Origin of the sequence: Rothia nasimurium (assembly GCF_004569295.1) — a bacterium.
In the GTDB taxonomy this organism is placed as follows: Bacteria; Actinomycetota; Actinomycetes; order Actinomycetales; family Micrococcaceae; genus Rothia; species Rothia nasimurium_B.
Genome location: NZ_SPQC01000028.1, coordinates 1 through 22,427, shown reverse-complemented (window position 1 = coordinate 22,427; position 22,427 = coordinate 1). Strand labels below are relative to the sequence as shown.

The following is a 22,427-nucleotide window of genomic DNA, read 5'->3' as shown; positions in this document are numbered from 1 at the left end:
GAAGTGCCGCCCGCGTCCTAAAGGTCGCGGGCGGATTTTTATACCCTGAATGGCTCTCTCGTTCTAACATGTTGCATCCCGGTGCACGCTGGAATGTAGTTCGCTATCTTGCCAGAAGCTTGAAGAAGCAAAGATCTTGGATCTAAACCTGACCTGCGGGCACTACTCGTTGAACTCTACAGTCTGTTCTAAGGATGATCAAACGAGAAAAAACTGCCTCGATACTCTTTAGGGAGTGCCGAGGCAGTTTTCATTGAGAGACTATCGGTTTACTATCCTGGGACAGATAGTGGTTATTTGTCTTTAGGATTGACGATGTAAATAGCGCCGGTGGTGACGCCAACTTCAACTTCTTCGAGGGTCTTGCCGCGAGTCTCAGGCAGGAACTTGACCATTACCAGCACCGCGAGGGCGTTGATTACGGCGAAACCGAAGAAGGTGTTGTTCAGGCCAACAGCGTCCAGAGCGATGGGGAAGAAGTAGGCAACGAAGGCGTTCGCGACCCAGAGACAGAAGACTGCAAAACCCATACCAAAGGCACGAATCTGCTGGGGGAAGATCTCTGAGAGAAGAACCCAGGTGGCGACATTCAAGAAGGTCTGCATAGAACCAACGAAGCCAACGATGAGGAAGAGCAAAACCCAGGGGCGAATTGCTGCGTCTTCGGGGAGCCAAAATGCCGAGGAACCAATCAATAGGTGGAGGGTTGTCACCAGAGAATAGCCGGTAATGATAGTGGTACGGCGGTTGATACGTTCCATCATCCACAGCGCAATGAAGGCACCGATGACAGCGATAACACCGGGAGCGATATTTGCGATAAGTGCTGCCTGCTGGGAGAATCCGGCATCCTGCAGAACCAGAGTACCGTAGTACATGATGGAGTTGATACCGGTGAACTGCTGGAAGACAGCAAGAGCTACACCTACCCCGATGATGCGCAGGATCCATTTGTCCTGGAGCATTGAGCCGAGTTTAGGAGTTACAGCATGGCTTTCAAGTTCCAGGGTGCGCTCAATGTCGCGAGCTTCTGCGACCGCGCGTTCGGATGAGCGGACGGTGTTGAGTACAGCGAGGGCTTCCTCTTTACGTCCCCTAGAGATCAACCATCGGGGAGACTCAGGTATGCGGAGCATACCGATGAAGAGGAAAATAGCAGGCAGAGCACAGATAGCGAGCATGTAGCGCCAAATATGTTCGTGGTGACCCCAGACGTTACCCAAAATAGCGTTCACAACGAATGCCGCAAGCTGACCCACAACAATCATCATTTCATTTCGACCTGAGAGAGATCCACGAATTTCGTAAGGAGCCATCTCAGCCAAAAAGACGGGAACAACAGTGGAAGCGCCGCCAACACCTAGACCCAGTAAAACACGACCGAGAAGTAGAATTCCAAGGTTGGGTGCAATGGCACAGAGAATAGCGCCAAAGAAGAAAATTGTGGAAAGAAGCAAGATAGTCTTCTTGCGGCCTATAGCATCGGAGAGATAGCCAATGGTCAGAGCACCTACGGCAGCACCAGCAAGTAGAGTGGATGTGACCAGACCAATTTCACTAACTTCTAAGCCAAGTTCGGCGGTCATGGGGTCGATGGCGCCGTTGATGACACCGGTATCGTAACCGAAGAGCAGACCACCTAGGGTTGCTACGAGGGCTACTTGACCGAGACGCTTGGAGTGTGGGCCCTTAGCGAGGGGCGGTAGATTGGATTCTGCCGCAGTAGGGGTGTGAGAAGACATCTTTGCCTCTTTTCTTGTGCAGGCAGCTTAGTTGCTGCTTTTAGCGCGTTCTACCATTTCGCGCATGGTCTTGGATTGATACTGGGAAACCTCGACGGCATTCTCGTTTTCTGCAAAGACAGATGATGCCATGACAGTGTCGGGAGAATCGAGGAAGCCTATTTCGTTGAGTCCGCTGAAGAACTCTTGCCAGTTAACATCGCCGTCACCAATTTTGAGATGCTGGTGGACGCGGACGGGGTTGCCAGGTGGATTAGTGATATAGCGCAGACCGTGGGAAGCATGGTGATTCATGGTGTCGGAAACATGTACGATACGGATGCGGTCACCTGCTTCCCGCATGATTTCCAGCGGGTCTTCTTCCATATGGAATGTATGGGAAGCAACGTAGACCATGCCAAGGTTTTTAGAGTTGACACCGCGGATAACGCGCCAGGCTTCGAGACCATTTTCTACAAAATCGTCGGGATGGGGGTCGATGGCAACATGGATTCCTTCGCGCTCGATGATGGGTAGGAGTTCCTCCATTGAGCGGTAGAAAGCACGCTCGGATTCTTCGGCAAGCTCAGGACGTCCGGAGAACTCAGTGCCAATTTGTTGGACACCTAAGTCAACAGCTATTTGTAGGACGCGTTTCCAATATCGGACAGCTGCCTCGCGGGCATCGGGATCAGGGGAGGACCACCTGAGAACGGGAAGGAGTGAGGCAATTTCAATTTCAGCGTCCTTAGCTGCTTTTGCGAGTTTTTGAACAAGGTCGTCGTCAGCCTTGGGGTGGTTAAAGAAGGGGATGAAGTCCTTATGGGGAGTCATCTGGAGATAGTCGAACCCCATCTCTTTAGCTACTCTTGGAAATTCTAAGAGTGAGTGGGTGTGGTGAAAGGGAGTGGGATCAAGCGCAATCTTCATGAATACTCCTATAGGGACCGGGAGATGTGATCTTAACAGTTGCTTACACCTGCGCAACACTTGTGTCACAACACACTATACATATGTCCTGACATATTGACAACAGAACTTGATGTTGCTGGTTGATAAAAATTGTTTCTGCTTGTAAAAACTACTAAAAAGCGCAAAAGCGGTGGAATCCCCTGTTGGATTCCACCGCTTTTAGACTAGTCATTGAAATTTTCTAGCGTATTTTTACTTCGGCACCGTTTGAGTCCGCGGATTCAGCAATAGCTGCAATGACTTTTAGGGTGTGGAGTCCGTCGGCAAAGGTGGCACAAGGTTCAAGGTGGCCTTTAATCCCTGCAATCTGTTCCAGGAAGGCGCGTGCCTGGAAAGCGAAGTTCTGATTGTAGTTGTACCCTACTCCGGGTGCATCCATTGCCAAGGAGCCAGGGTAGTTGGGGGTGTGGGCGTTGATCACAACAGTGCGTGGACCGGCAGTGTCTGCTGGCGCTGCGGAATCGTTGTAGCTGTACTCTGCTGGACGTAAGATGTCCCACGAGGCTTGAGCTCTGGGGCCATATATATGGTAGACCTGGCCATTGGGATTGCCGAAGGCAACACGGGAAATTGTGTAGGTCCCTACTGCACCATTTTCGAAGACACAGGTAAAGGTTGCAGTATCTTCGTTCCCGACATTTTCTACCTCTTCAGAGAGCTCAACTTTACCGTGCCCTACCACTGCACCTGCTGGCAGGTGACGCTCGGTAATGGTAGTTGATAGGTAGGCACCGCGTACGGAAACTACGCGACCATTGAGCTGTTCACCCGTGTCGATGGTGTGTGATCCAAGGTCTCCCAAGGCACCTGATCCTGGCCCGCCACGATAGCGCCATGTCATGGGGGCGTCAGTGTCGGTGCCGTAGTCGCACAGATAGTTGGAGATGAAGCCTGCAACGGGGCCGAAGTCACCGTTAGTGATTTTCTTCTTAAGTGCATTGAGGGCTGGGGTGCGACGTACGGTGTAGCCTACAGCCGTGATGAGCTTATCACCGTACTGCTTTTCTAACTCGACCATTGCCTCTGCGTCTTCGAGGGTACCTGCTAGGGGTTTTTCACAAAGGACGTGCTTGCCAGCTTCGAGAAGACCTTTAGTGACGGGAAGGTGGAGGGCGTTACCTACGACGATGGATACTGCGTCAATACTTGGGTCGTTGGCTACTTCAGTCCAGTCTGCATAAACTCTCTCGTAACCATAGCGACTCGCTACCTCCTCAGCAAGAGGTACATTTGGATCTGCAATGGCAGCAAGGCGTACCTTGGGAAGAGAAGAGTTGTGGATGGCGCGCGCCATTCGATAGCCAAAAGCATGACCTTGTCCTGCCATGCCAGCGCCTATAACTGCAACAGAAATTTCTTGAACGCTCACAGTTGCTCCTCGGGGATGTGAGGCGTCGTCCTTGCTGATATAGACGACCCTCAGTTTGTTAGGACATGACTATGGTGACATGAGTGAAGAGGTTTTGGAAGGGGAAAATATATTGAGCTACTTTTTGCTGTCATAGAGTATTTTTTAGGGTGTTCAAGTGGAATTGGAACGTTCCAATAGGTATATGACGTACGGCTTTAAACCGTTCCAACTATGCTAAGCGTTGACAGGAAATTAAGACGGGTGGTACCTGAGTGAGCCCGTGCTTGATGCGCGTATAACTAAGATAGGCTCCACTAACAGATACTGAGCTTCATCAACCTCCCCTTTAGCCCCTGCAAGTGCAGCTAGAGCTGCCTGCCGACCTAACTCGTCTTTGTTAGGATCTACAGAAGTAAGACCTACGCGCGGAATTCCAGCTAAAAAGATATTGTCAAAGCCTGCAACAGCTACATCGTCTGGCACAGTTAAGCCAGCTTCTTCTACTGCCCTCATGAACCCTAACGCAGCTATATCGTTGACAGCGATGACCGCGGTAGGTCGCTGTTCCTCGGGGAGTGTGAGTAGATTCTGGCCAGCTCTATAACCACCCTGCTCCGTATAATCGCCCGGTAAAAGCAGGAACTCAAGGTCTCTGGCGGATACTGAGGACTCAAAGGCAGCCTGCCGTTCTTGAGTCACTGCTCCAGAACTACCTGTAATGTAACCTAGGCGCTGATGCCCGGCAGTTACTAGGTGTTCTACCAAAAGCTCCATGCCAGCCTCATCGTCTGCGCGGATGCAAGTTGCAACGCCACGAGTAATAGCTGCACTGACATAGACCACGGGAATATCTGCAGGCAGTGCGTTTTGGTCTGCCGCTGTTCCCACTACGACTAGAGCACGAGGACGCAGGCTATGAAGCATTCTTAGAACCTGAGGGTCAAGGGTGCCATATGGCTCTGAAACGGTAGCAGTGGAACTTCCATTGAGGAGCAAGCCGAACTCCCCGTACTCGACGAGTGTGCGGCGCACGGCATCTGCCACTTCGATAAAAAGAGGGTTCTGGAAGTCTAATACTAGGATGCCAATGAAAGGGGACTGCTGGGAAGTAAGGCTTTGTGCTACAAAACTGGGTGAATAGTTAAGCTCAGAAGCAGCAGTACGGATGAGTTTCAGGCGTGCGTCGCTAACTCTTTGGGGATCTTTAAATGCAAGAGAGACAAGAGATTTTGAGACACCAGCTCGAGCTGCAACATCAATAATGGTAGCGCGTTTGGAAGGTTGAGCCGGGGTGCCTGAATACTGTGTGGTCATGCTCCCCATTGTGGCATACCCCGGTTCAACCTTAGATAAGCTTTAGCGAATACTGATATCGGCACCAGCGCTACTTGTGCCAGTAACCGGTTCGACGGGCTCCCACATACGGGTTTCTGACGATTTCTCAGCCGCAGAAACAACACGGTTTGCGAGCAGGGCATCTCGTACATCCGCGTGGAGTTGTTCACCGCCTGTGAAGGCTTTAAGAAACTTGTATGCTTCAATGACTTTGAGGTCATCGTAGCCCATAGAAGTACCGGCTCCTGGCTGGAAGCGTGAGAAGTCGCCAAACTCGGATCCAGCGTAAATCGTGGTATATCCAATGGTGGCGCCTGCACTACGCAGGGCAAGCTGTAGCTCGTTCATGCGCTGAAAGTCCCAGCGCAAAGAACCCTCGGTTCCATAAATTTCAATGGAGTATTCGGCACGCGGACCAACGGAGACACGTGAAGCTTCGAGCGTGCCTACAGCACCTCCTGCGAAGTTCACTAACAAACCGGCATAGTCTTCATTTTCAACGGCCGCCATATCACCGTTCTCGATGACGGCAAAGTGGGTGGCAGAACCCATGGGAAGTTTGGGGCGTTCGGTGTAGACCGTTTTGGTTAGGGCTGAGACCTCTTGGATGGGGCCCACCAGGTAGTGGGTAAGATCTGCCAGATGCCCCATAAGATCACCTAGGACGCCGCTACCGGCGAGATCACGGATAAAACGCCAGGAGAGGGCACCGTTAGGTTCTGAGGAATAGTCGGCAAAGAAAGCGCCGCGTACGTTAGTGATAGTGCCTAGCTTGCCCTCTGCAATAAGGTTTCGTGCGTACTCAATCGCTGGGGCGGAACGGTAGTTGAAACCAACAGCGGTGGTTACGCTTGCGCGGGAGGCTGCGTTGGCCACTTCTAGGGTCTCTTCAGCTGAACGACCTACAGGTTTTTCAATCCAGAATGACTTACCAGCCTCAGCCGCTGCTTTACCCATTTCTGCGTGGAGAAAATTAGGGGCACAGATTGAAACGACGTCTATATCAGGGTTTTTGAGAATATCTTGATAGTTGGTAGTACCTGCTTCATAGCCCAGTACGTCTATGGCATACCGAACCCGCTCATGAGACGTATCAGCTGCTTGGAGTAGACGAGTCCTGATGCCCAGCTCGGGGGTAAAGCTGCGGCACGGTGGAATAGGCTCGAGTATGAACTTTCCCCATCCAACCTACGCTAATAAGCCCTACATTGATAGTTTTCTGCTCTGTCACTGAGCTTTCCTTTCATATATACGACAAGGACGAAATGATTTGTCGTCCTGACAATCCGTTACTCACGTAGGGCTTACCCCACCATCAGCCAGAGCGCCCCTAAAGTAGTCATGGCAATAACTGCTCGATCGAAGAACTGCTGACTCATGTAAGCGGCGAAACGCCATCCGCACCAGGCCCCAGCAAGTACCGCGGGTACAAGCACAGCATCTAGAGTCAGGGTGCTGACGTTCACGATTCCCAGTCCTATCGAAAAGGGTAGTTTGGCTAAGTTCATTACAGCGAAGAACCAAGCAGCAGTACCCAGAAAAGTTTGAACTGGAAACCGCGCTGTCAAAAAGTACATACTCATAACCGGACCACCTGAGTTGGCAACCATAGTCGTGAAGCCACCTAAGCCGCCGAAAAAGGTTGTTGCTATAACACGGTTGATACTGGACTCTTCTTCAGTAGCGATGGGCTTTACTGCATGATAACGCTGCCACAGTGTTGCCCCCATCAACATAAGTAATAGTGCACCAATGCCACGCTTTACTCCGGTGTCTGAGGCAAAGTGAAGAAAGAGGGCACCTACTATCAGGCCCAAGAGTACTGCAGGCACCATACGTATCAAAGTGAGCCAATGAGCATGTTTGCGGTAGACCAAGATGGCAAAAATATCCCCTACCATCAGCAGAATCAACAATGCGCCCGTAGAGATTTTGGCTGGAAGAATGGACGCAAACAGAGCTACTGACACCGTATTAAATCCGGGAATTGCCGTCTTAGATATACCCACTAGGAAGGCACCCACACCGAGACATGACCATGCGACAGTTGATAACTCCGGTAGCACAGTACCTCCTACTCTGTAGTATGCAAATAGGTCCACGATCCCACCCTCAACAGCGGATAAGGTGCGTAGTTATGTAGTCTTAGGCTGTGTAAGGCAGGCGCGGATCAATATCAGTGCCCTCCCATGTGGAACGAACCCAGCCATGGTGAGGATCGTCAGAAATCAGCCAGTCTCGTACGCGACCAGGACCAGCCATGACGTTGAGGTAATAGAGGTCGTATCCTGGTGCCGCCATAGCTGGGCCATGCCAACCGTAGGGTACGAGGATGACGTCGCCAGTACGTACCTCCTCGTTAATGTCGATAGGTCGCTCATCAGAGGCGTAGACACGCTGGTAACCGATAGCATCCTGGGCCTCGGCTGGGGCACCCGTTGTGGGGCGGGTCTCAAAGTAGTAGATTTCTTCTAATGCGGTTTCACTCTCTTTTTCCTCGTCATGTTTATGAGGAGGGTAAGAAGACCAGTTTCCAGCAGGCGTAATAACCTCACAGACAATAAATCGGTCTGCTTCTAAAGTGGCTGGGGTGCCGAAGTTATGAACTTGGCGGGAGCAGTTGCCTGCGCCTCGTAGTTCGACGGGAATTTCGTCCTTCGTAAGGTGGCGAATGGGATACTCGACTCTAGCGGGGGCAGTGGCGATAGCAACACGTACGCCTTGATTGCCGCTAAGAGTCACTTCGCGGTTGATGCCGGTATAGAGGACGTCTGCTGGTCCGTGGAATACAGATTCACGACCAGCTAATTCATAAGTTGCACCGTCAACATGGACGGTGACGGAGCCAGTGAGCGGTACAATGATACGTTCCTCGCTGGCCGCGTTGAGGGTGATGGGCTGATTAGTAAACGTAGCGGTCTTAATGCCAGTATGTGCCCACCCATCAACAACGGTGGGTGAGTCGTGGGTTCCTAGGGAAAGGTCCCAGTGGTCGCTAGTAGCTGTGCCTGCGGGATAGAACCACTGTGTCATGATGCGCTCCTTTTATCAGTCGTTGTTCAAAAGTGATGGTGGTAGAAGAGGGAGGTCAGCTAGAGAGTGTCATTTCGAATGAGTAGAGGTCGGCACGGTAGACGTGCATGCCGGTTTCTACGCGGATTCCTATGTCATCAAGGGCAGTACGTTTCATCTGCACCAGAGGTGCACCAACGTTGGTGGTGAGAGTTGCAGCCTGAAACTCATTAGCAATAGTGGCACTTACCGTTTGGTGCGCGAGGGAGAATGTGACGCCCCGGGCGCGGAGGGTGTCATAGAGTCCCTGTTTTTCAAGGTCTGCTTTGTCAATAGTTCCCAGGTTCGCAGGAATCCAGTTCTCCATAATGGCGAGTGGTTGGTTATTTTCTAGTCTTAGACGGAGGATGTGGTAGACATCGGCATTCTCTGTCAGATTGAGCTCGGTGGCAATATCGTGTGGAGCTGGAACAACGTTAAGCTCTAGAACTTTAGTACTGGGAATGACACCGGAGAGGGCTAGGTCGGTATACAGGGAGGATAAAGTGAGCGGACGACGAATTTCGTTGGATACAACCTGAGTGCCTACCCCTCGTTTCCGTACAAGTAAACCTGCGCGGACGAGCTCATCCATGGTCTTGCGGACGGTGGGACGAGAGAGGTGGAGCTGCGCTGCGATATCGAGTTCATTGGGCAGCATGGTGCCAGCAGTGAGCTCTCCGGTAGAGATAGCGGTTTTAATTTCGCTAACGAGCTGGTGATAAAGGGGGATAGGTGATGTGCGATCGATGCTGATGGAGGATAAGGGGGCCATGTACTTTTCTAATGTGTGATGCAACTTGTCAGTTTGTATGGACAAAAAGATTTTATCGCATATTGGGCTGCTGTTCTTAGTGTTTGAAGTTGTTTTACTGGGGATCCTGTCTCTTGAATGCTAAGAAATATCTTGAAGTTTGTCCTGACAAACTTTAGTCTTTAGATTGCCCTAACAAACTCTTTACTGGGAAGGTATAGCTATGCCCCTTGTTCGAATCGACCTCAATGAATCTCATACTCCCGAGCGTGCTCGTACTGTTGCGGATGCTGTTCATGAAGCTATTGTTGAGGTCTACGGCATCCCTGTCCGTGACCGTTTCCAGATCATCAATCGTCATCAGCCCGGAGAAATTATTGCTGAAGATGCTGGTCTGGGGTTTGATCGTAGTGAGGGCGTAGTTGTGATTCAGATTTTCACCCAAGAAGGTCGCTCCTCAGAGGCTAAGCAGGAACTTTATGCTCGTATAGCGGAGAAGCTGGGGCAGGTGGGAATTGCTGGTGAAGATGTGTTCATTGGTTATGTTGAGAACACATTTTACGATTGGTCCTTCGGCTTCGGCGTCGCCCAATATGTTACCGGGGAACTGGGAGTGCCCAAGGCCTAGTGTCTCACTATGTTGCCTCTGAGTGGAGGAGAAGGCGAGTCGGCTGGCTCGCTTTCTTTCGTTAAAAGTCGTTTGCTCTAGTCAAACCTCTTACCCTTGGGGTTGCTGGGTAGGGCTGAGAGTGCGAAGGCCGCGAGGGAACCTATAAAAGGGAATGCATGAATCCACATCCAATGACCTGACAAATTAGCATCATGGAGGCGTCGAACCGAAAGCGACAACGTAGGCACGCCGAGTGCTACAAGCGCCGGAGCACTAAAAGCCAAGGAAGTCATCTCAGCTCTGTTAAAACGTTGTTTACGCGCTGCCTGTTCTTCTTGCGTCTCAGGCATGCCTGGGGCCGGTCGATCAGGGAAGGGCCAGAAGGCATCCTTGTTGTGAGGCCCTGTATAGGAATCAGGGTTTCGGGAGCGGTCGTAACGTCGTGCCGCAATGTCGCATGCCATCAGCACACTCAAGGCAAGCATATTGGGCCACCAGAACTCACTACGAGATGCCCGCCCCGAGTAGGTGAAGGTCTTGGCGAACATGCGACGTGTTGCTAGAAGGGGGCTTGCTCCTGGAATAGGCTCAGGGGAAGAGAAAAGAGGGGTAGTCACGGAAAACCTCCTTGTTAGTCCGTCTACCATATTCTACAGAGGAAACGTGAGGGGCCAGCTTTCACCGGCGCGTCTGTGGATAACTCTCGCAATGCTCGGTCATAAACCTGCCGGGCGCCCCGGAGTTATCCACAGATTTCTAAAAGACCTAGTGGGGGCCAAAATTTTTTCCCATACTGGTGCCATGAATAATACACATTGGCACTCCGAACATCAGCCCTATCCGCTGCCCACTGCCCCGGCCCATCTCGCCCAGCCCACCGGCGTCCGCCCACCCCACGAGACAAACAAGCTCAACCCCTACGGCCTCACCGCTCTCGTGATGGTGCTACTCATGATCTGTATAGGGTTCGTCAACCTCATCTTTTTCAACTGGGAACTCAGAATAGTTCTGCCCACAGGGTTTACCTGGCTCGGTGCCATGGGGTTCGGCACAGGGGCCCTCTTTGTGAAAAATAGAGAAAAAATAACCGCAATTATCGCCCTCATTCTGGGTGTGCTCGTTATAGTTTCTGTTCCCCTGCTCGCCTTCCTGGCGGTCACTTTCATCATGTGGGTGAGTGGCGCCTTCGCCTAGAGGATGAGCTCGCTTCGCCCCTGATGCGGCCTATCCCCAGGGGCAGGCGCAGCTATTCTTAAGGCTTCGCAGGCTCGGCGTGAGCGGGGGCGGACGGAGAAGCCACCAGGAATTCTGGGGCATCAAAACCAGCTTTATCGAAGGCGTTAGCAACTGAATCCGCTACATCTGTGATTTCGTTCTGACGAACCAAAGCGATTGCCGATCCCCCGAACCCGCCACCGGTCATGCGGGCACCTAATGCGCCAGCGGCCCGCGCCGCTTCAACAGCCACATCAAGCTCATCGCACGAGACCTTATAGCGGTACCGCAGAGAATCATGCGAGTCGTTCAGCAGACCCCCGAGACTTTCCCAGGCATTGGCTGGAACCTGCTGCGGATCTTCAAAAAGCGAGATGCACTCTTCAACTCGGGCGATTTCAGTCCAGACATGCTCTAAAGCGTCTCGCATCGTAGCCGGGTCGGTTCCTTCGGGCAGAGACAGCGTGCGAACGCGGGCGTCCCAGTCGGCCAACAGAGCCTCAGCCTTTGCCAAGGTTGGGGTGGCCTCAAACGCATCGCGCAGACTTGCTAGACCTAGAACATCTTTCGCTACCTCCGTGGATGCCCGCCGAGCTGCGTACTGCCCATCTGAAAGGTTATGGTGGGCACGAGTATCCATAATGAGAATTGCCAGACCCGCTGATTCCATATCGATAGTCAAGGGTCGGGTTGAGAAGTCACGGCAATCAATAGCAAGAACAGCACCCTCGGACGCACGCAATGAAATGGACTGGTCCATGCCACCTGTTGATGCCCCAGCAATTTCGTTTTCCGCACGAATTGTTGCAGTAGCTAGTGCTGCCCTGCCAGCGTCTGAAGATGCAAGGCGCTCGCGAGTAGAATCTTGGGCTGATAATAGGTCATCGATTCCCAATGCCACAGCGCATTCTAGAGCTGCTGACGACGATAGCCCAGCACCCAGCGGAACAGAGGAATCAATAGCGATATCTGCCCCAAAGCCAGTAAAATCACCCTGGTTTTCGGCGTCCATCGCCCAGGGAACCCCGGCTATATACGATAACCAGCCGCTTAAGGCTCCAGGAGATACCTTGCTGAAGGCAATAGTTTTGATGCCCTGACCGGTGGCTGCTCCAGCATCTCCCTGAGCTGTTACAGCCCGGATCTGACCATCTTGGCGAGGAGACATAGCAACATAGGTGCGCTGAGGTAGGGCAAAGGGAAGAACCGTGCCCCCGCAGTAGTCAATGTGCTCGCCAAGGAGGTTAGCTCGCCCCGGCGCTGAATATACTCCGGTAGGCTGAGCGTCAAAGACTGAACTGAACCGTTCGGTAACGCTCTGAATGAGCGCGGGGGCAGATATAGTTTTCTTCCACACCGCAGGCATTATTTCTCCTCTGCTTTGGGCTGCGCTATGTCGCACAGACGGGCGGCGATACGTTCGGGGGTGGTGTCACTGACCCAAGCAGCCATAGCTGATTCCGACCCAGCGAGATACTTCATTTTGCCGGGAGAGCGCATAAGCGAGAAGACATGAAGGTACATACGGGAGATATTTTCTCCGTTGATGAGAGGGGCCTGATGCCATGCGGATATGTAGGGTAGTTGGTCGACACCTTCGAAGAAGCGATCTAGACGACCTAGGAGGTCTAAGTAGAGAGCGGTTAGCTCGTCCTTCTCTTCTTCAGTGAGCTCCGTGAAATCACGGGCAGCACGTCGGGGAACAACCATAAACTCAACCGGCCACTTAGCAGCGTAAGGAACATAAGCCACAAAGTGCTCTGTTTCTGCAATGATGCGGTCACCTTTCTCTAACTCAGCAGCTAGTACATCTCCCAGTAGGTCGCCACCGGTCGTTGCGGCCCAGATATTTGCTTGGCGTACCAATTGAGCAGTGTATGAGGGTAGGTAGGGGTAGGCATAAATCTGCCCGTGTGGGTGGGGGAGTGTCACTCCGATTTCTTCACCCCGATTTTCAAAGGGAAATACCTGGGCGATGCCTTCGCGCGCTGAAAGCTCCCTGGTCCGATGGGTCCAGGCTTCAACTACTGTGCGAGCCCGTTCGTAGCTCAGGGTGCCAAAAGAGCCGTACTGGTCAGGGGTGAAACTTACGACTTCGCACCGTCCGCCAGGGGTGGTTTCTTTGAAAAGGGGTTCATCGTGGAGGTCTTCCAGTGGCCCCTGCAGCGAGGGGAAACGATTCTCAAAGACGACAACATCGTAGGTTGATTCGGGAATTTCACCGGGTACTGATCCAGCTCCTGATGGTGCCAGGGGGTCTTCGTCATCTGGGGGGAGGAAGGTGCGGTTGTTGCGGTGGGCAGCAATAGTAACTGAGTCACCGGTGAGGGGGTCAACGCGTATGCAGGCCGCCTCGTGGGGCGGTAAAGTGCGAGGCTCCAAGGGGCGGGAGTCGTGTATGGTGCGTGTCGCCCTCCCGGAGAGGTAGGGCTCAGAGTCATCAAAGAAGACGATTTCGCGTCCGTCGGCTAAGGTGCCGCGGGTAACTTTTACAGTGCTCATGCGATAAGAACCTCGTTCACATTCTGTTCTAGGAAGAAGAGAGCAGGCGCAGGTAGCTCACGGGTGGTAATGACCGTGTCGATATCGGACCAGTTTGCATAGCGGGCTAGTCCCGCAGTATTCCATTTCGACCCATCGAAAGCGGTTATAACCTTGTGGGCGTTTTGGATGAGAGCCCGGTTGGTCTGGGCCTCATACAGGTTGGGTGTTAGCAGCCCAGACTCCGTTGCGCTGTGGGCCCCGATAAAGAGGACGTCGGCGTGGAGGTTAGTTAAAGATGCTTCCGCAATAGGGCCGACCAGAGCATCGGACGGGGTTCGTTCGCCACCGGTGAGCAGGACCCGAGCTGGGTGAGGGTGGGAAGAACTGCGGGCAAAGAACTCGTCGGCGACAGGAAGTGAATTGGTGATAATGGTGAGATCAGCGAGGGTTGTGTCATCAGCAAGGTGTTGGGCGATATGCAGGCAGGTGGTGCCTCCTGCGATGGAGATAGCTTGACCTGCCCGGGCAAGGGTTGTGGCGGCAGTGGCAATGGCACTTTTTTCGCTGGCATTGAGACCCATTTTTTCGGCGAAAGCGGGCTCTAGGATGGTAGTGGATGCTTCGGCGCCTCCGTGGATGCGGTTGATGAGTCCCTGTTCGTCAAGCTCAGCTAGGTCACGGCGTACGGTCATGGGGGAGACTCCAAGCAGCTCAGCAAGGTCGGCAACCTGGGCTGAGCCGCGGGCCTGAACTTCCTGCAGGATGCGTTTTTTGCGGACGTCGGGAAGCATTGTTTTCCTTTTTGATGCAGAACAGGTGGTGCTCCTGTTGGGCTGTCACTCTCAACAATAGTATGGCATAAAACGAACAAAAATTAACATTATTGCTAGTGGAATATTGTTCAAATTTGCCGCTATGTCGAATATTAATCAAGGTTGGCATGTTTTCTTATGCTGCGTGTTACACTATCTTTAATGTTCAAATGAACAAGAATAAACACGCAAGATTTCTTCTTACAGGAAGGTGTCGCCCCCTAATGCAGGACGCTCAGATTTTCGAACTAGGCCCTGAAGTGAACAGTGCTGTCCACCTGCGGGCACAGGGAGTGTCGGTTCTCCTTGACCTGAATGGTGGGTTGCTTCCTGCAATAGCTCACTGGGGTCAAGATTTAGGTGAACTGACCGAAGCAGATGCCGCCCTCCTCGTCCTCGGTAAGCGCGAGACTTTCTCTATTAATAATCAGGACGAACCCGTACGCGTTAATCTCTTGGCTACCCACGAGCCGGGATGGTACGGCCGTACCGGGCTGGAAGGCTCCCGTGCCGATGGCTCTGACTGGTCACCCAAATTCATCACTGAACAACTAACAGTTCTCACCGATCAGCCACTACAGCGCCGAGAATCCCTCCTAGAAACTGGTGCAGCTGCGCTCACCGTTAGCGCCACCGACCCCTTAGCTCACCTGGCCGTCACCCTTGAGATTGAGCTCCTGCCCAGCGGCTTGTTGCGTGCCCGGGCTACTCTGACTAACACCGGGTCCGACACATACAACGTGCGTGAACTCGGTATCGTCCTCCCCGTCCCCTCTTTCGCACGGGAACTACAGGACTTCCGCGGCCACTGGTCCAAGGAACGCGCTCCCCAGCGTACTGCTTTCAACGTTGGAACCCACCTCCGTGAAGGCCGCAAGGGGCGCACCGGTGCAGACGCCGCCTTCATGCTCACAGCAGGCGAACCCAGATTTGGCTTTGACAAGGGAGAAGTCTGGGGGGTCCACACCGCCTTCTCCGGTGGGCACCGCACCTGGGCAGAACGATCCTTCCTGGGGCAACAGTTTCTTGGTGGCTCTGAGCTGCTCCTCCCCGGGGAAGTTAATCTGGCTGAACAAGAAACCTACACCGGGGCCTGGGTCTATGCCGCCTACGGGCAGGGACAGGACGAACAGGCCGGCCGCGTCCGCTCCTGGCTCCGCTCACGCCCCCAGCATCCGACCCGTCCCCGCCCCGTCACCATCAACGTGTGGGAAGCAGTCTACTTTGACCACGATTTGCCCCGGCTCAAGGGCTTTGCAGACCGGGCTGCTGCCCTTGGCATCGAACGCTATGTGCTGGACGATGGCTGGTTCGGCTCCCGTCGTGACGACACTTCAGGCCTAGGAGACTGGGTTGTCTCAGAAGAGGTCTGGTCAGAGGGTCTCTCCCCCCTGATTGACTACGTGAATGACCTTGGCATGGAATTTGGCCTATGGTTCGAACCTGAAATGGTTAACCCCGACTCTGATGTTGCTCGTGCCCACCCTGAATGGATCATGCAGGTGCCCGGCCGCACTCCCCATGCTGCTCGTACCCAGCAGGTCATGAACCTGACCATCCCCGAAGCCTACTCCCACGTGCGCGACCAGATGGTTGCCGTCCTCACCGAATATCCTGGCATCAAGTACATCAAGTGGGATCATAACCGAGATCTCCTTGAAGCCTCACACTCGCTTACCGGCACTCCGGCGGTGCACGGGCAGACGCTCGCTGCCTACCGTCTGATGGACGAGCTGAAAGAAACTTTCCCCGGCCTTGAAATTGAATCCTGTGCATCCGGCGGAGCCCGCATAGACCTGGAAGTCTTGCAGCGCACTGACCGGGTCTGGACTTCTGACTGCATTGACCCCCTCGAACGCCAGCAAATGCACACCTGGACCCAGCAGCTAGTCCCTGCCGAAATGATGGGATCCCATATTGCCTCGGGCAGCTCCCACACTACTGGCCGCTACCACTCTCTGCACTTCCGTGCGGCTACTGCCATCTGGGGCCATCTCGGTATCGAATGGGATTTAGCGACAGCTACTGAGGAAGAACTCAAGGGCCTGAGCGCTTGGATTAGCTTCCACAAGAAGCACCGCTCACTCATCCACACCGGCGATTTAGTGCGAATGGACCAGACAGACCCGGCTGTATACGTCCAAGGCGTCGTTGCATCCGACCAGAGCGAAGCACTCTTCTCTATCACCGCTTTGGCCGTATCAGATGTCGACCCCGTGGGTACCTTCCGCATCCGTGGTCTTGCCCCCACTCGTCGTTATCGAGTTCAGGACGTCACTCCCGACGCCCCTCGCGGAAACTACTTCGCAGCCCCCTGGTGGCCCAGTGAGCAACCCGTCGAAATGACTGGCGCCATGATTGAAAGAGCCGGTTTCTACCTGCCTGCACAATGGCCTGAATCAGTCCGTCTTCTCCACTTTGAAGCTATCTAACCCCCTCTATCCACTAAAATTCACGCCCCGTGAATCCGCTAGCACCCCCAGAGGTCAATATGAGTACACAGGTCACCGGAAGAAAAAAATCTTCTTCCTCTAGAACACAGCAGCCCTGGCTTCCATGGCTCTTCCTCTTCCCTGCCGGGCTAGGCTACGTCATTTTCTTTCTGTGGCCTACCGTAAGAGGAATCTGGTTGAGCTTTACAGAATACAATTTGCTCACCCCTGCAACCTTTATTGGCTTTGATAATTACACTCGTATGTTTGGCGACCCGCTCTTCTGGAACGCCATGCGGGTCACCCTCTGGTACGTAGTACTCAATATCGGTATTCAGACCATCATGGCCTTGCTGATTGCCGTGCTCATGCACAGGTTGACTCAGTCAACTTTTGTCCGCTCGGTGGTGCTCTCTCCCTACCTGGTCTCTAATGTGGTTGCCGCAGTTATCTGGCTCTGGATTCTAGATGGCCAATTTGGTATCGCAAACCAGATTCTTGAATGGATTGGTATCGGCCGGATCGGTTTTCTCACCGATCCCAACTGGGCAATCCCGACCATCGCCATGATTAACGTGTGGCGTCACATGGGCTACACCGCTCTCCTCATCTTTGCTGGCCTACAGAACCTGCCGAACTCGGTGTATGAAGCAGCCCGCATGGATGGAGCCAGCGAAACCCACATCTTCTTCTCTATCACGATGCCTCTACTCCGGCCGATTCTAGCCTTGGTCCTTATCATGACCGTTATTGGTTCTTTCCAGGTCTTCGATACTGTCTCAGTCAACACTGGCGGTGGCCCTGCGAACTCTACCAACGTTCTACAGATGTATATCTACGATATGGCTTTCGGACGCTTCCAGTTTGGTTACGCCTCAGCAATGTCAGTAGCACTTCTCGTAGTGCTTGCCATCATTACCTTCATCCAGTTCAAGGTAACTCGCGCCAATGATACGGATCTGGACTAGGAGAACACACTCATGACTACTTCAACCGTAGACACCACACCGGACCCCGCGGAGAAGGACTTCAAGAAAAAGTCCCCCGTTGGCAAGATTCTCGCCTGGACCTTCATGATCCTGGTTATGGTGATTACTATCCTGCCCTTTTACTGGGTGCTTCGTACGGCTCTCTCTACAAATACCGCTCTCTACGAGAATCCGGGTTCCTTACTGCCTGCAGAATTCTCCACGGGTGGTTTTGAACGAGTATTCGGTCTACAGACTCCTGAAGAAGCAATTGCAGAAGGGGGTGCCGTCACCGACATGAACTTTTGGCGCTATATCTACAACTCAGTTGTCGTAGCTACCATGGTTACCGCAGGGCAGCTCTTCTTCTCGGCCATGGCAGCCTACGCTTTTGCCCGCCTCAAATTTCGCGGCCGCGATTTTCTCTATGCCGCTTTCTTGCTGGGTCTGATGGTTCCCTCAATCTTTACCCTGCTTCCCAACTTCGTCCTCATCAAGGAACTGGGCCTGATTGATTCCCTCTTGGGAATCTCCCTACCAACGATGTTCATGACCCCCTTTGCAGTCTTCTTCCTGCGTCAGTTCTTCATGAATATTCCCCGTGAGATTGAAGAAGCTGCCCTGCTCGATGGCATCTCCCGTATCGGTATCTTCTTTAAGGTCATCCTGCCTATGGCAACTGCCCCCATGGCCACACTAGGTATCCTCACCTACATTGCAGCCTGGAACGACTATTTCTGGCCCCTGATGGTGTCCTACACCGACGAGTCCCGCGTCCTGACCGTGGCTCTGGGCGTCTTCCGCGCTCAATCCCCGCAACTCGGTACCGACTGGGCTGGTCTCATGGCCGCAACCCTGATTGCTGCCCTTCCCATGATTATCCTGTTCATGTTCTTCGCCAAGCGAATCGTGAACTCCATCGGCTTCAACGGTCTTAAGTAAGGAGCTCCACCATGGCTACATCTATCGGTCAAAAAATCCGTCGTACGGCTGCTCTGTCAGCAGCCGCGGTACTTACTTTCAGTGGCTGCGCCCTCACCGATTCGTCCTCAGAAGCCGAAGGCAACAATGCTGGAACCATCGACTATTGGCTCTGGGACACCGGCCAGCTCCCCGGATATCAGCAGTGCGCTAACCTCTTCGAAGAGAAAACCGGCAAGAAAGTCATTATCACACAGTACGGCTGGGGTGATTACTGGCAGAAGCTGACTGCTGGATTCATTGCTGACCAGGGGCCGGACGTCTTTACCAATCACGTTGCGAAGTACCCCCAATATGTTGATCTTGAGGTCATCCTGCCTCTCAACGACTTGGAAGCCACCCAGAAGGTTGATACATCGGCCTTCCAAGGCGGCCTAACCGATATCTGGACCGGACCCGGCGGGAACCTGTACGGCATGCCTAAGGACTGGGATACTGTTGCAGCTTTCTATAACAAAGATATGGTTCGCGAAGCTGGCTACACCGATGAAGACCTGGCAAGCTGGGATTTCAACACGATGGACGGCGGTACTTTTGAACAAATCGTTGCGCATCTGACGATTGATAAGAATGGTGTGCGTGGCGATGAACCTGGCTTTGACAAGAACAACGTCGTTGTCTACGGTTTAGGTGTTTCTGAACCCGGTGGGTCAGCCTTCGGGCAGGGCCAGTGGTCTGGTTTCGCTGCTGCTAACGGGTGGGAATCAACCAATAAGCCTACCTGGGGCGACCGTTACAACTTCGATGATCCTGCTTTATCTGAAACGGTAGATTGGTACTTCGGCCTCATCGATAAGGGATACGCACCTGCCTACGGTGTTTTCAGCGCGGCTGATGGGGCCGCCCCCCAGCTGACTTCTGGGGCTGCGGCAATTACCTTCAACGGCGCCTGGATGATTTCAACCTACGCAAAGGCAGATTTTGAAGTAGGCACCGCTAAATTCCCCACGAATATCGAGACCGGTATGAATATGACCATGATGAACGGTCTGGCTGATTCGATTAGTAAGAATACCGATGACCCTGAAGGTTCAGCTGAGTGGGTAGCTTTTATGGCAACTGCTGAATGTCAGAACTATATTGCCGCTGAAGGGGTTGTTTTTCCCTCTCGTACTGAGGCAACTGAAATCGCAGCCCGAACTTACAGCGAAATGGGCATTGATACCTGGGCCTTCACTGAGCCTGTAGAGAAGCAAGAAGTGTTCTACTTCCCTATCACCAGCTTCGGTGCCGACATCACGGCCCTCTCCGTTTCGGCTTTCGATGACATCTACGTCAACCGCAAGCCTGCTGCCCCTGAACTCGAAGAGCTGAACAGCTCTATCAACAACTTGTTTGAAAACTCCAGCAAGTAAGCTGCCCCTATTACTTTTGAAGAAAGGACGCCCACTATGTCAGGCGTAACCCTCGAAAATATCACCCTGCAGTACCCCGGGGCAGAACGTCCCTCGGTGTCTAACGTGAGCCTGGACATTAAGGAAGGCGAGTTTCTTGTTCTTGTTGGCCCCTCAGGTTGTGGCAAATCCACTACCCTTCGTATGATCGCGGGCCTAGAAGACGTTACAAGCGGCACTATCACTATCGGCGGTAAGGACGTCACAAACGTTGCTCCTAAGGACCGCGATATTGCTATGGTCTTCCAGAACTATGCGCTGTACCCCCACATGACGGTGCGAGAGAATATTGCCTTTTCTCTCAAGGTCGCTAAGTACCCCAAGGAAAAGCGCAACCAGCGTGTTGAGGAAGCAGCTAAGCTCCTTGACCTCACCGAATACCTAGACCGTAAGCCTAAGGCCCTCTCAGGCGGTCAGCGGCAGCGCGTTGCCATGGGGCGTGCGATTGTTCGTTCTCCACGCGCCTTCCTCATGGACGAGCCGCTCTCCAACCTGGATGCCAAACTGCGAGTGCAGACCCGCACTCAGATCTCTGAGCTGACTCGCCAGCTTGGCGTCACCACGGTTTACGTCACCCATGACCAGACCGAAGCAATGACCATGGGCGACCGTGTTGCCGTCCTCAAGGACGGAATCTTGCAGCAGGTTGATGCCCCCTCAACCCTCTACGATAAGCCAGCCAATGAGTTTGTTGCCGGTTTCATTGGTTCTCCCTCCATGAATCTCTTCCGCTGCAGCGTGGACTCCGATGGCGCCAAGATGGGGAACAGCGTTATTTCCCTGCCTGATTCAGTCCGGGCTAAGCTAACCGGAGACACCGTCTCTGTGGCCGTGCGCCCCGAAGACCTGCAAATCGTTGGCGCAGGTGAGGGTATTCCCGTCCACGTCGATCTGGTAGAAGAACTGGGTGCAGACGCCTACGTTTACGCTTCTATCCCCCGTTCTGTCCCGGTGCACCTGGCCCGTCCCTCAGCTGACCGTCCTGCTCAGGTTATCCTGCGTGTGCCTGGCCGATCATCTATCCGCCAGTTTGACCAGCTGAACATTGCGCCAAAGGGCAATATCCACTTCTTTGACGCCGCTACTGGAGACAACATCGGCCTCTAGCCCACTATGAATACCCACCTTTCTTTCGAAAATCTGTACAGTTTCTTGGTCCTTCGAAAGATAGGTGGGCTTTTGTTGATCTGCATATTCTGGAAAGAGCACCTATGACCCACGCATCTTCTCCGACGACGCACCACACTGAGCTGGACCGAGCCCAGCAAGCTAACAGCTCTCTCGCTGACCATGTAAAAGACCGCTGGTACCCGGTCTTTCATATAGCGGCGCCTGCTGGGTGGATCAATGACCCTAACGGTCTCAGTCACTACAATGGCCGTTATCAGGTTTTCTTCCAGCACCACCCCTATTCCACCTCCTGGGGTCCCATGCACTGGGGCCATGTTTCATCGGAAAATCTGGTCACCTGGCAGCGAGAACCTCTTGCGCTTGCCCCGTCTCTCGATGAGGACTCCGGCGGGGTCTACTCGGGGTCAGCTGTCACCGGACCAGACGGCCAGCTCTATGCTTACTACACCGGCAACCGCTGGAAGAACCCAGCCAATCGCGATGAGGGCAACGTGCAGGTGCAGTGTCTTGCTACTTCCGCAGATGGTCTTACCTTCACCAAACAGGGCACAGTCATTGGCACAACCGGGCTAGAGAACTTCCGCGACCCCAAGGTATTTCAGCGAGAGGGTCGCTGGTATATGGCTCTAGGAGCCACCGGTGAGGACGGCCGTGGGCAGGTGCATCTTTACACTTCAAATGACATGATGGCTTGGGATTTTTCCTGTGTGCTGTACGAGGACCCCCGCGAAGATGTCTTCATGCTTGAATGCCCTGATCTTTTTGAACTAGACGGCAAGTGGGTTTTAATGTTCTGCCCAGAACGTCCCCGCCCCGTTGGGTATCGCAACCGCAACACCCATAACGCTGGCTACCAGGTCGGTGACTGGCAACCAGGCGGTACCTTTGTTCCCCTAACTGACTATCGGCAGGTAGATTGGGGGCACAACTTTTACGCTCCACAGACTCTTGAGGCTCCAGATGAGCGACGGATATGTTGGGGTTGGATGGGGTCTTTCACTCTCCCTGTGGCAAGCCAGGCTGAGGACGGTTGGGCAGGCCAGCTCACTATACCCCGCCACCTTTCTGAACTAGCCCCCGAAAGTTGGACTGGTTTAATCCTAGACCGTCAGGGCTGCCAAAGCCTGGCTCCGATACCCCATCGGAGCCAGGCCCTTTAATCGCTCCTGAAGCCTACCGTTGTTATACCAATAGATATAGTCATCAACCGCCTGAC

20 protein-coding genes are annotated in these 22,427 nt (G+C 53.4%); 8 read left to right on the top strand and 12 right to left on the bottom strand.

The annotated features are described in order from the left end of the window. Window positions 1-293: 293 nt before the first annotated feature. The 8 genes from E4U03_RS08350 to E4U03_RS08315 form a co-directional block, all read right to left on the bottom strand. Window positions 294-1,742 (bottom strand): sugar porter family MFS transporter, encoded by a 1,449-nt coding sequence (locus E4U03_RS08350; RefSeq protein WP_135013089.1) that lies wholly within the window; start codon window positions 1,740-1,742, stop codon window positions 294-296. A 27-nt stretch (window positions 1,743-1,769) separates the two neighbouring features. Beyond that, complete coding sequence (locus tag E4U03_RS08345; RefSeq protein ID WP_135013088.1) at window positions 1,770-2,651, bottom strand: sugar phosphate isomerase/epimerase family protein; 882 nt, start codon at window positions 2,649-2,651, stop codon at window positions 1,770-1,772. Window positions 2,652-2,874: 223 nt separating this feature from the next. Continuing rightward, complete coding sequence (locus tag E4U03_RS08340; protein ID WP_135013087.1) at window positions 2,875-4,062, bottom strand: Gfo/Idh/MocA family protein; 1,188 nt, start codon at window positions 4,060-4,062, stop codon at window positions 2,875-2,877. Between the two features lie 234 nt (window positions 4,063-4,296). Continuing rightward, window positions 4,297-5,358, bottom strand: coding sequence for a LacI family DNA-binding transcriptional regulator (locus E4U03_RS08335; RefSeq protein ID WP_167752365.1), 1,062 nt, complete (start codon window positions 5,356-5,358; stop codon window positions 4,297-4,299). A 42-nt stretch (window positions 5,359-5,400) separates the two neighbouring features. Continuing rightward, the gene (locus E4U03_RS08330; RefSeq protein WP_228066040.1) at window positions 5,401-6,507 is read right to left on the bottom strand and encodes a Gfo/Idh/MocA family protein; all 1,107 of its coding nucleotides are present in this window, start codon (window positions 6,505-6,507) and stop codon (window positions 5,401-5,403) included. A 176-nt stretch (window positions 6,508-6,683) separates the two neighbouring features. Beyond that, a complete protein-coding gene (locus E4U03_RS08325) occupies window positions 6,684-7,388 on the bottom strand; it encodes a sulfite exporter TauE/SafE family protein (protein WP_245207699.1) in 705 nt (234 codons plus the stop codon). Window positions 7,389-7,524: 136 nt separating this feature from the next. After that, window positions 7,525-8,412 (bottom strand): 5-deoxy-glucuronate isomerase, encoded by an 888-nt coding sequence (gene iolB, locus E4U03_RS08320; protein WP_135013085.1) that lies wholly within the window; start codon window positions 8,410-8,412, stop codon window positions 7,525-7,527. A gap of 55 nt (window positions 8,413-8,467) precedes the next feature. Beyond that, window positions 8,468-9,205, bottom strand: coding sequence for a GntR family transcriptional regulator (locus tag E4U03_RS08315; RefSeq protein ID WP_135013084.1), 738 nt, complete (start codon window positions 9,203-9,205; stop codon window positions 8,468-8,470). A 202-nt stretch (window positions 9,206-9,407) separates the two neighbouring features. On the opposite strand from E4U03_RS08315, the gene E4U03_RS08310 reads away from it, so the two are divergent. Continuing rightward, the gene (locus E4U03_RS08310) at window positions 9,408-9,812 is read left to right on the top strand and encodes a tautomerase family protein (protein WP_135013083.1); all 405 of its coding nucleotides are present in this window, start codon (window positions 9,408-9,410) and stop codon (window positions 9,810-9,812) included. 77 nt (window positions 9,813-9,889) lie between these two features. Here the strand turns inward: E4U03_RS08310 and E4U03_RS13795 are convergent, their stop codons facing one another. Next, window positions 9,890-10,342, bottom strand: a complete 453-nt coding sequence (locus E4U03_RS13795) for a DUF805 domain-containing protein (RefSeq protein WP_416220624.1) — start codon at window positions 10,340-10,342, stop codon at window positions 9,890-9,892. A gap of 253 nt (window positions 10,343-10,595) precedes the next feature. Here E4U03_RS13795 and E4U03_RS08300 point away from each other — a divergent pair, with 253 nt between their 5' ends. Beyond that, window positions 10,596-10,988 carry a hypothetical protein gene (locus tag E4U03_RS08300; RefSeq protein ID WP_135013081.1) on the top strand — a complete coding sequence of 131 codons (393 nt, stop codon included), beginning with the start codon at window positions 10,596-10,598 and terminating at the stop codon, window positions 10,986-10,988. Window positions 10,989-11,046: 58 nt separating this feature from the next. On the opposite strand, the gene galK is transcribed toward E4U03_RS08300, so the two are convergent. The 3 genes from galK to E4U03_RS08285 are packed head-to-tail and all read right to left on the bottom strand — an operon-like array spanning window position 11,047 to window position 14,284. Continuing rightward, the gene (gene galK / locus E4U03_RS08295) at window positions 11,047-12,375 is read right to left on the bottom strand and encodes a galactokinase (RefSeq protein WP_135013080.1); all 1,329 of its coding nucleotides are present in this window, start codon (window positions 12,373-12,375) and stop codon (window positions 11,047-11,049) included. Then, on the bottom strand, window positions 12,375-13,511 hold the full coding sequence (gene galT, locus E4U03_RS08290) for a galactose-1-phosphate uridylyltransferase (protein ID WP_135013079.1): 1,137 nt from the start codon (window positions 13,509-13,511) through the stop codon (window positions 12,375-12,377). The genes galK and galT overlap by 1 nt, the downstream gene beginning before the upstream one ends. After that, window positions 13,508-14,284 carry a DeoR/GlpR family DNA-binding transcription regulator gene (locus E4U03_RS08285; protein ID WP_135013078.1) on the bottom strand — a complete coding sequence of 259 codons (777 nt, stop codon included), beginning with the start codon at window positions 14,282-14,284 and terminating at the stop codon, window positions 13,508-13,510. Before E4U03_RS08285 ends, galT begins: the two co-directional genes overlap by 4 nt. Window positions 14,285-14,529: 245 nt before the next feature. On the opposite strand from E4U03_RS08285, the gene E4U03_RS08280 reads away from it, so the two are divergent. The 6 genes from E4U03_RS08280 to E4U03_RS08255 all read left to right on the top strand — a co-directional run bounded on the left by E4U03_RS08280 (window position 14,530) and on the right by E4U03_RS08255 (window position 22,371). Beyond that, window positions 14,530-16,737, top strand: coding sequence for an alpha-galactosidase (locus E4U03_RS08280; RefSeq protein ID WP_135013077.1), 2,208 nt, complete (start codon window positions 14,530-14,532; stop codon window positions 16,735-16,737). 197 nt (window positions 16,738-16,934) lie between these two features. Continuing rightward, entirely contained in the window at window positions 16,935-17,705 is a 771-nt protein-coding gene (locus E4U03_RS08275) for a sugar ABC transporter permease (protein WP_322785918.1), read from the top strand. Between the two features lie 12 nt (window positions 17,706-17,717). Then, window positions 17,718-18,647: a carbohydrate ABC transporter permease gene (locus E4U03_RS08270; protein ID WP_135013075.1), complete on the top strand. Its 930-nt coding sequence runs from the start codon at window positions 17,718-17,720 to the stop codon at window positions 18,645-18,647. 11 nt (window positions 18,648-18,658) lie between these two features. Continuing rightward, window positions 18,659-20,041, top strand: coding sequence for an ABC transporter substrate-binding protein (locus E4U03_RS08265; RefSeq protein ID WP_135013074.1), 1,383 nt, complete (start codon window positions 18,659-18,661; stop codon window positions 20,039-20,041). Window positions 20,042-20,077: 36 nt separating this feature from the next. Further along, a complete protein-coding gene (locus E4U03_RS08260) occupies window positions 20,078-21,187 on the top strand; it encodes an ABC transporter ATP-binding protein (protein ID WP_135013073.1) in 1,110 nt (369 codons plus the stop codon). A 104-nt stretch (window positions 21,188-21,291) separates the two neighbouring features. Then, window positions 21,292-22,371: a glycoside hydrolase family 32 protein gene (locus E4U03_RS08255; RefSeq protein WP_135013072.1), complete on the top strand. Its 1,080-nt coding sequence runs from the start codon at window positions 21,292-21,294 to the stop codon at window positions 22,369-22,371. Window positions 22,372-22,427: the final 56 nt, after the last annotated feature.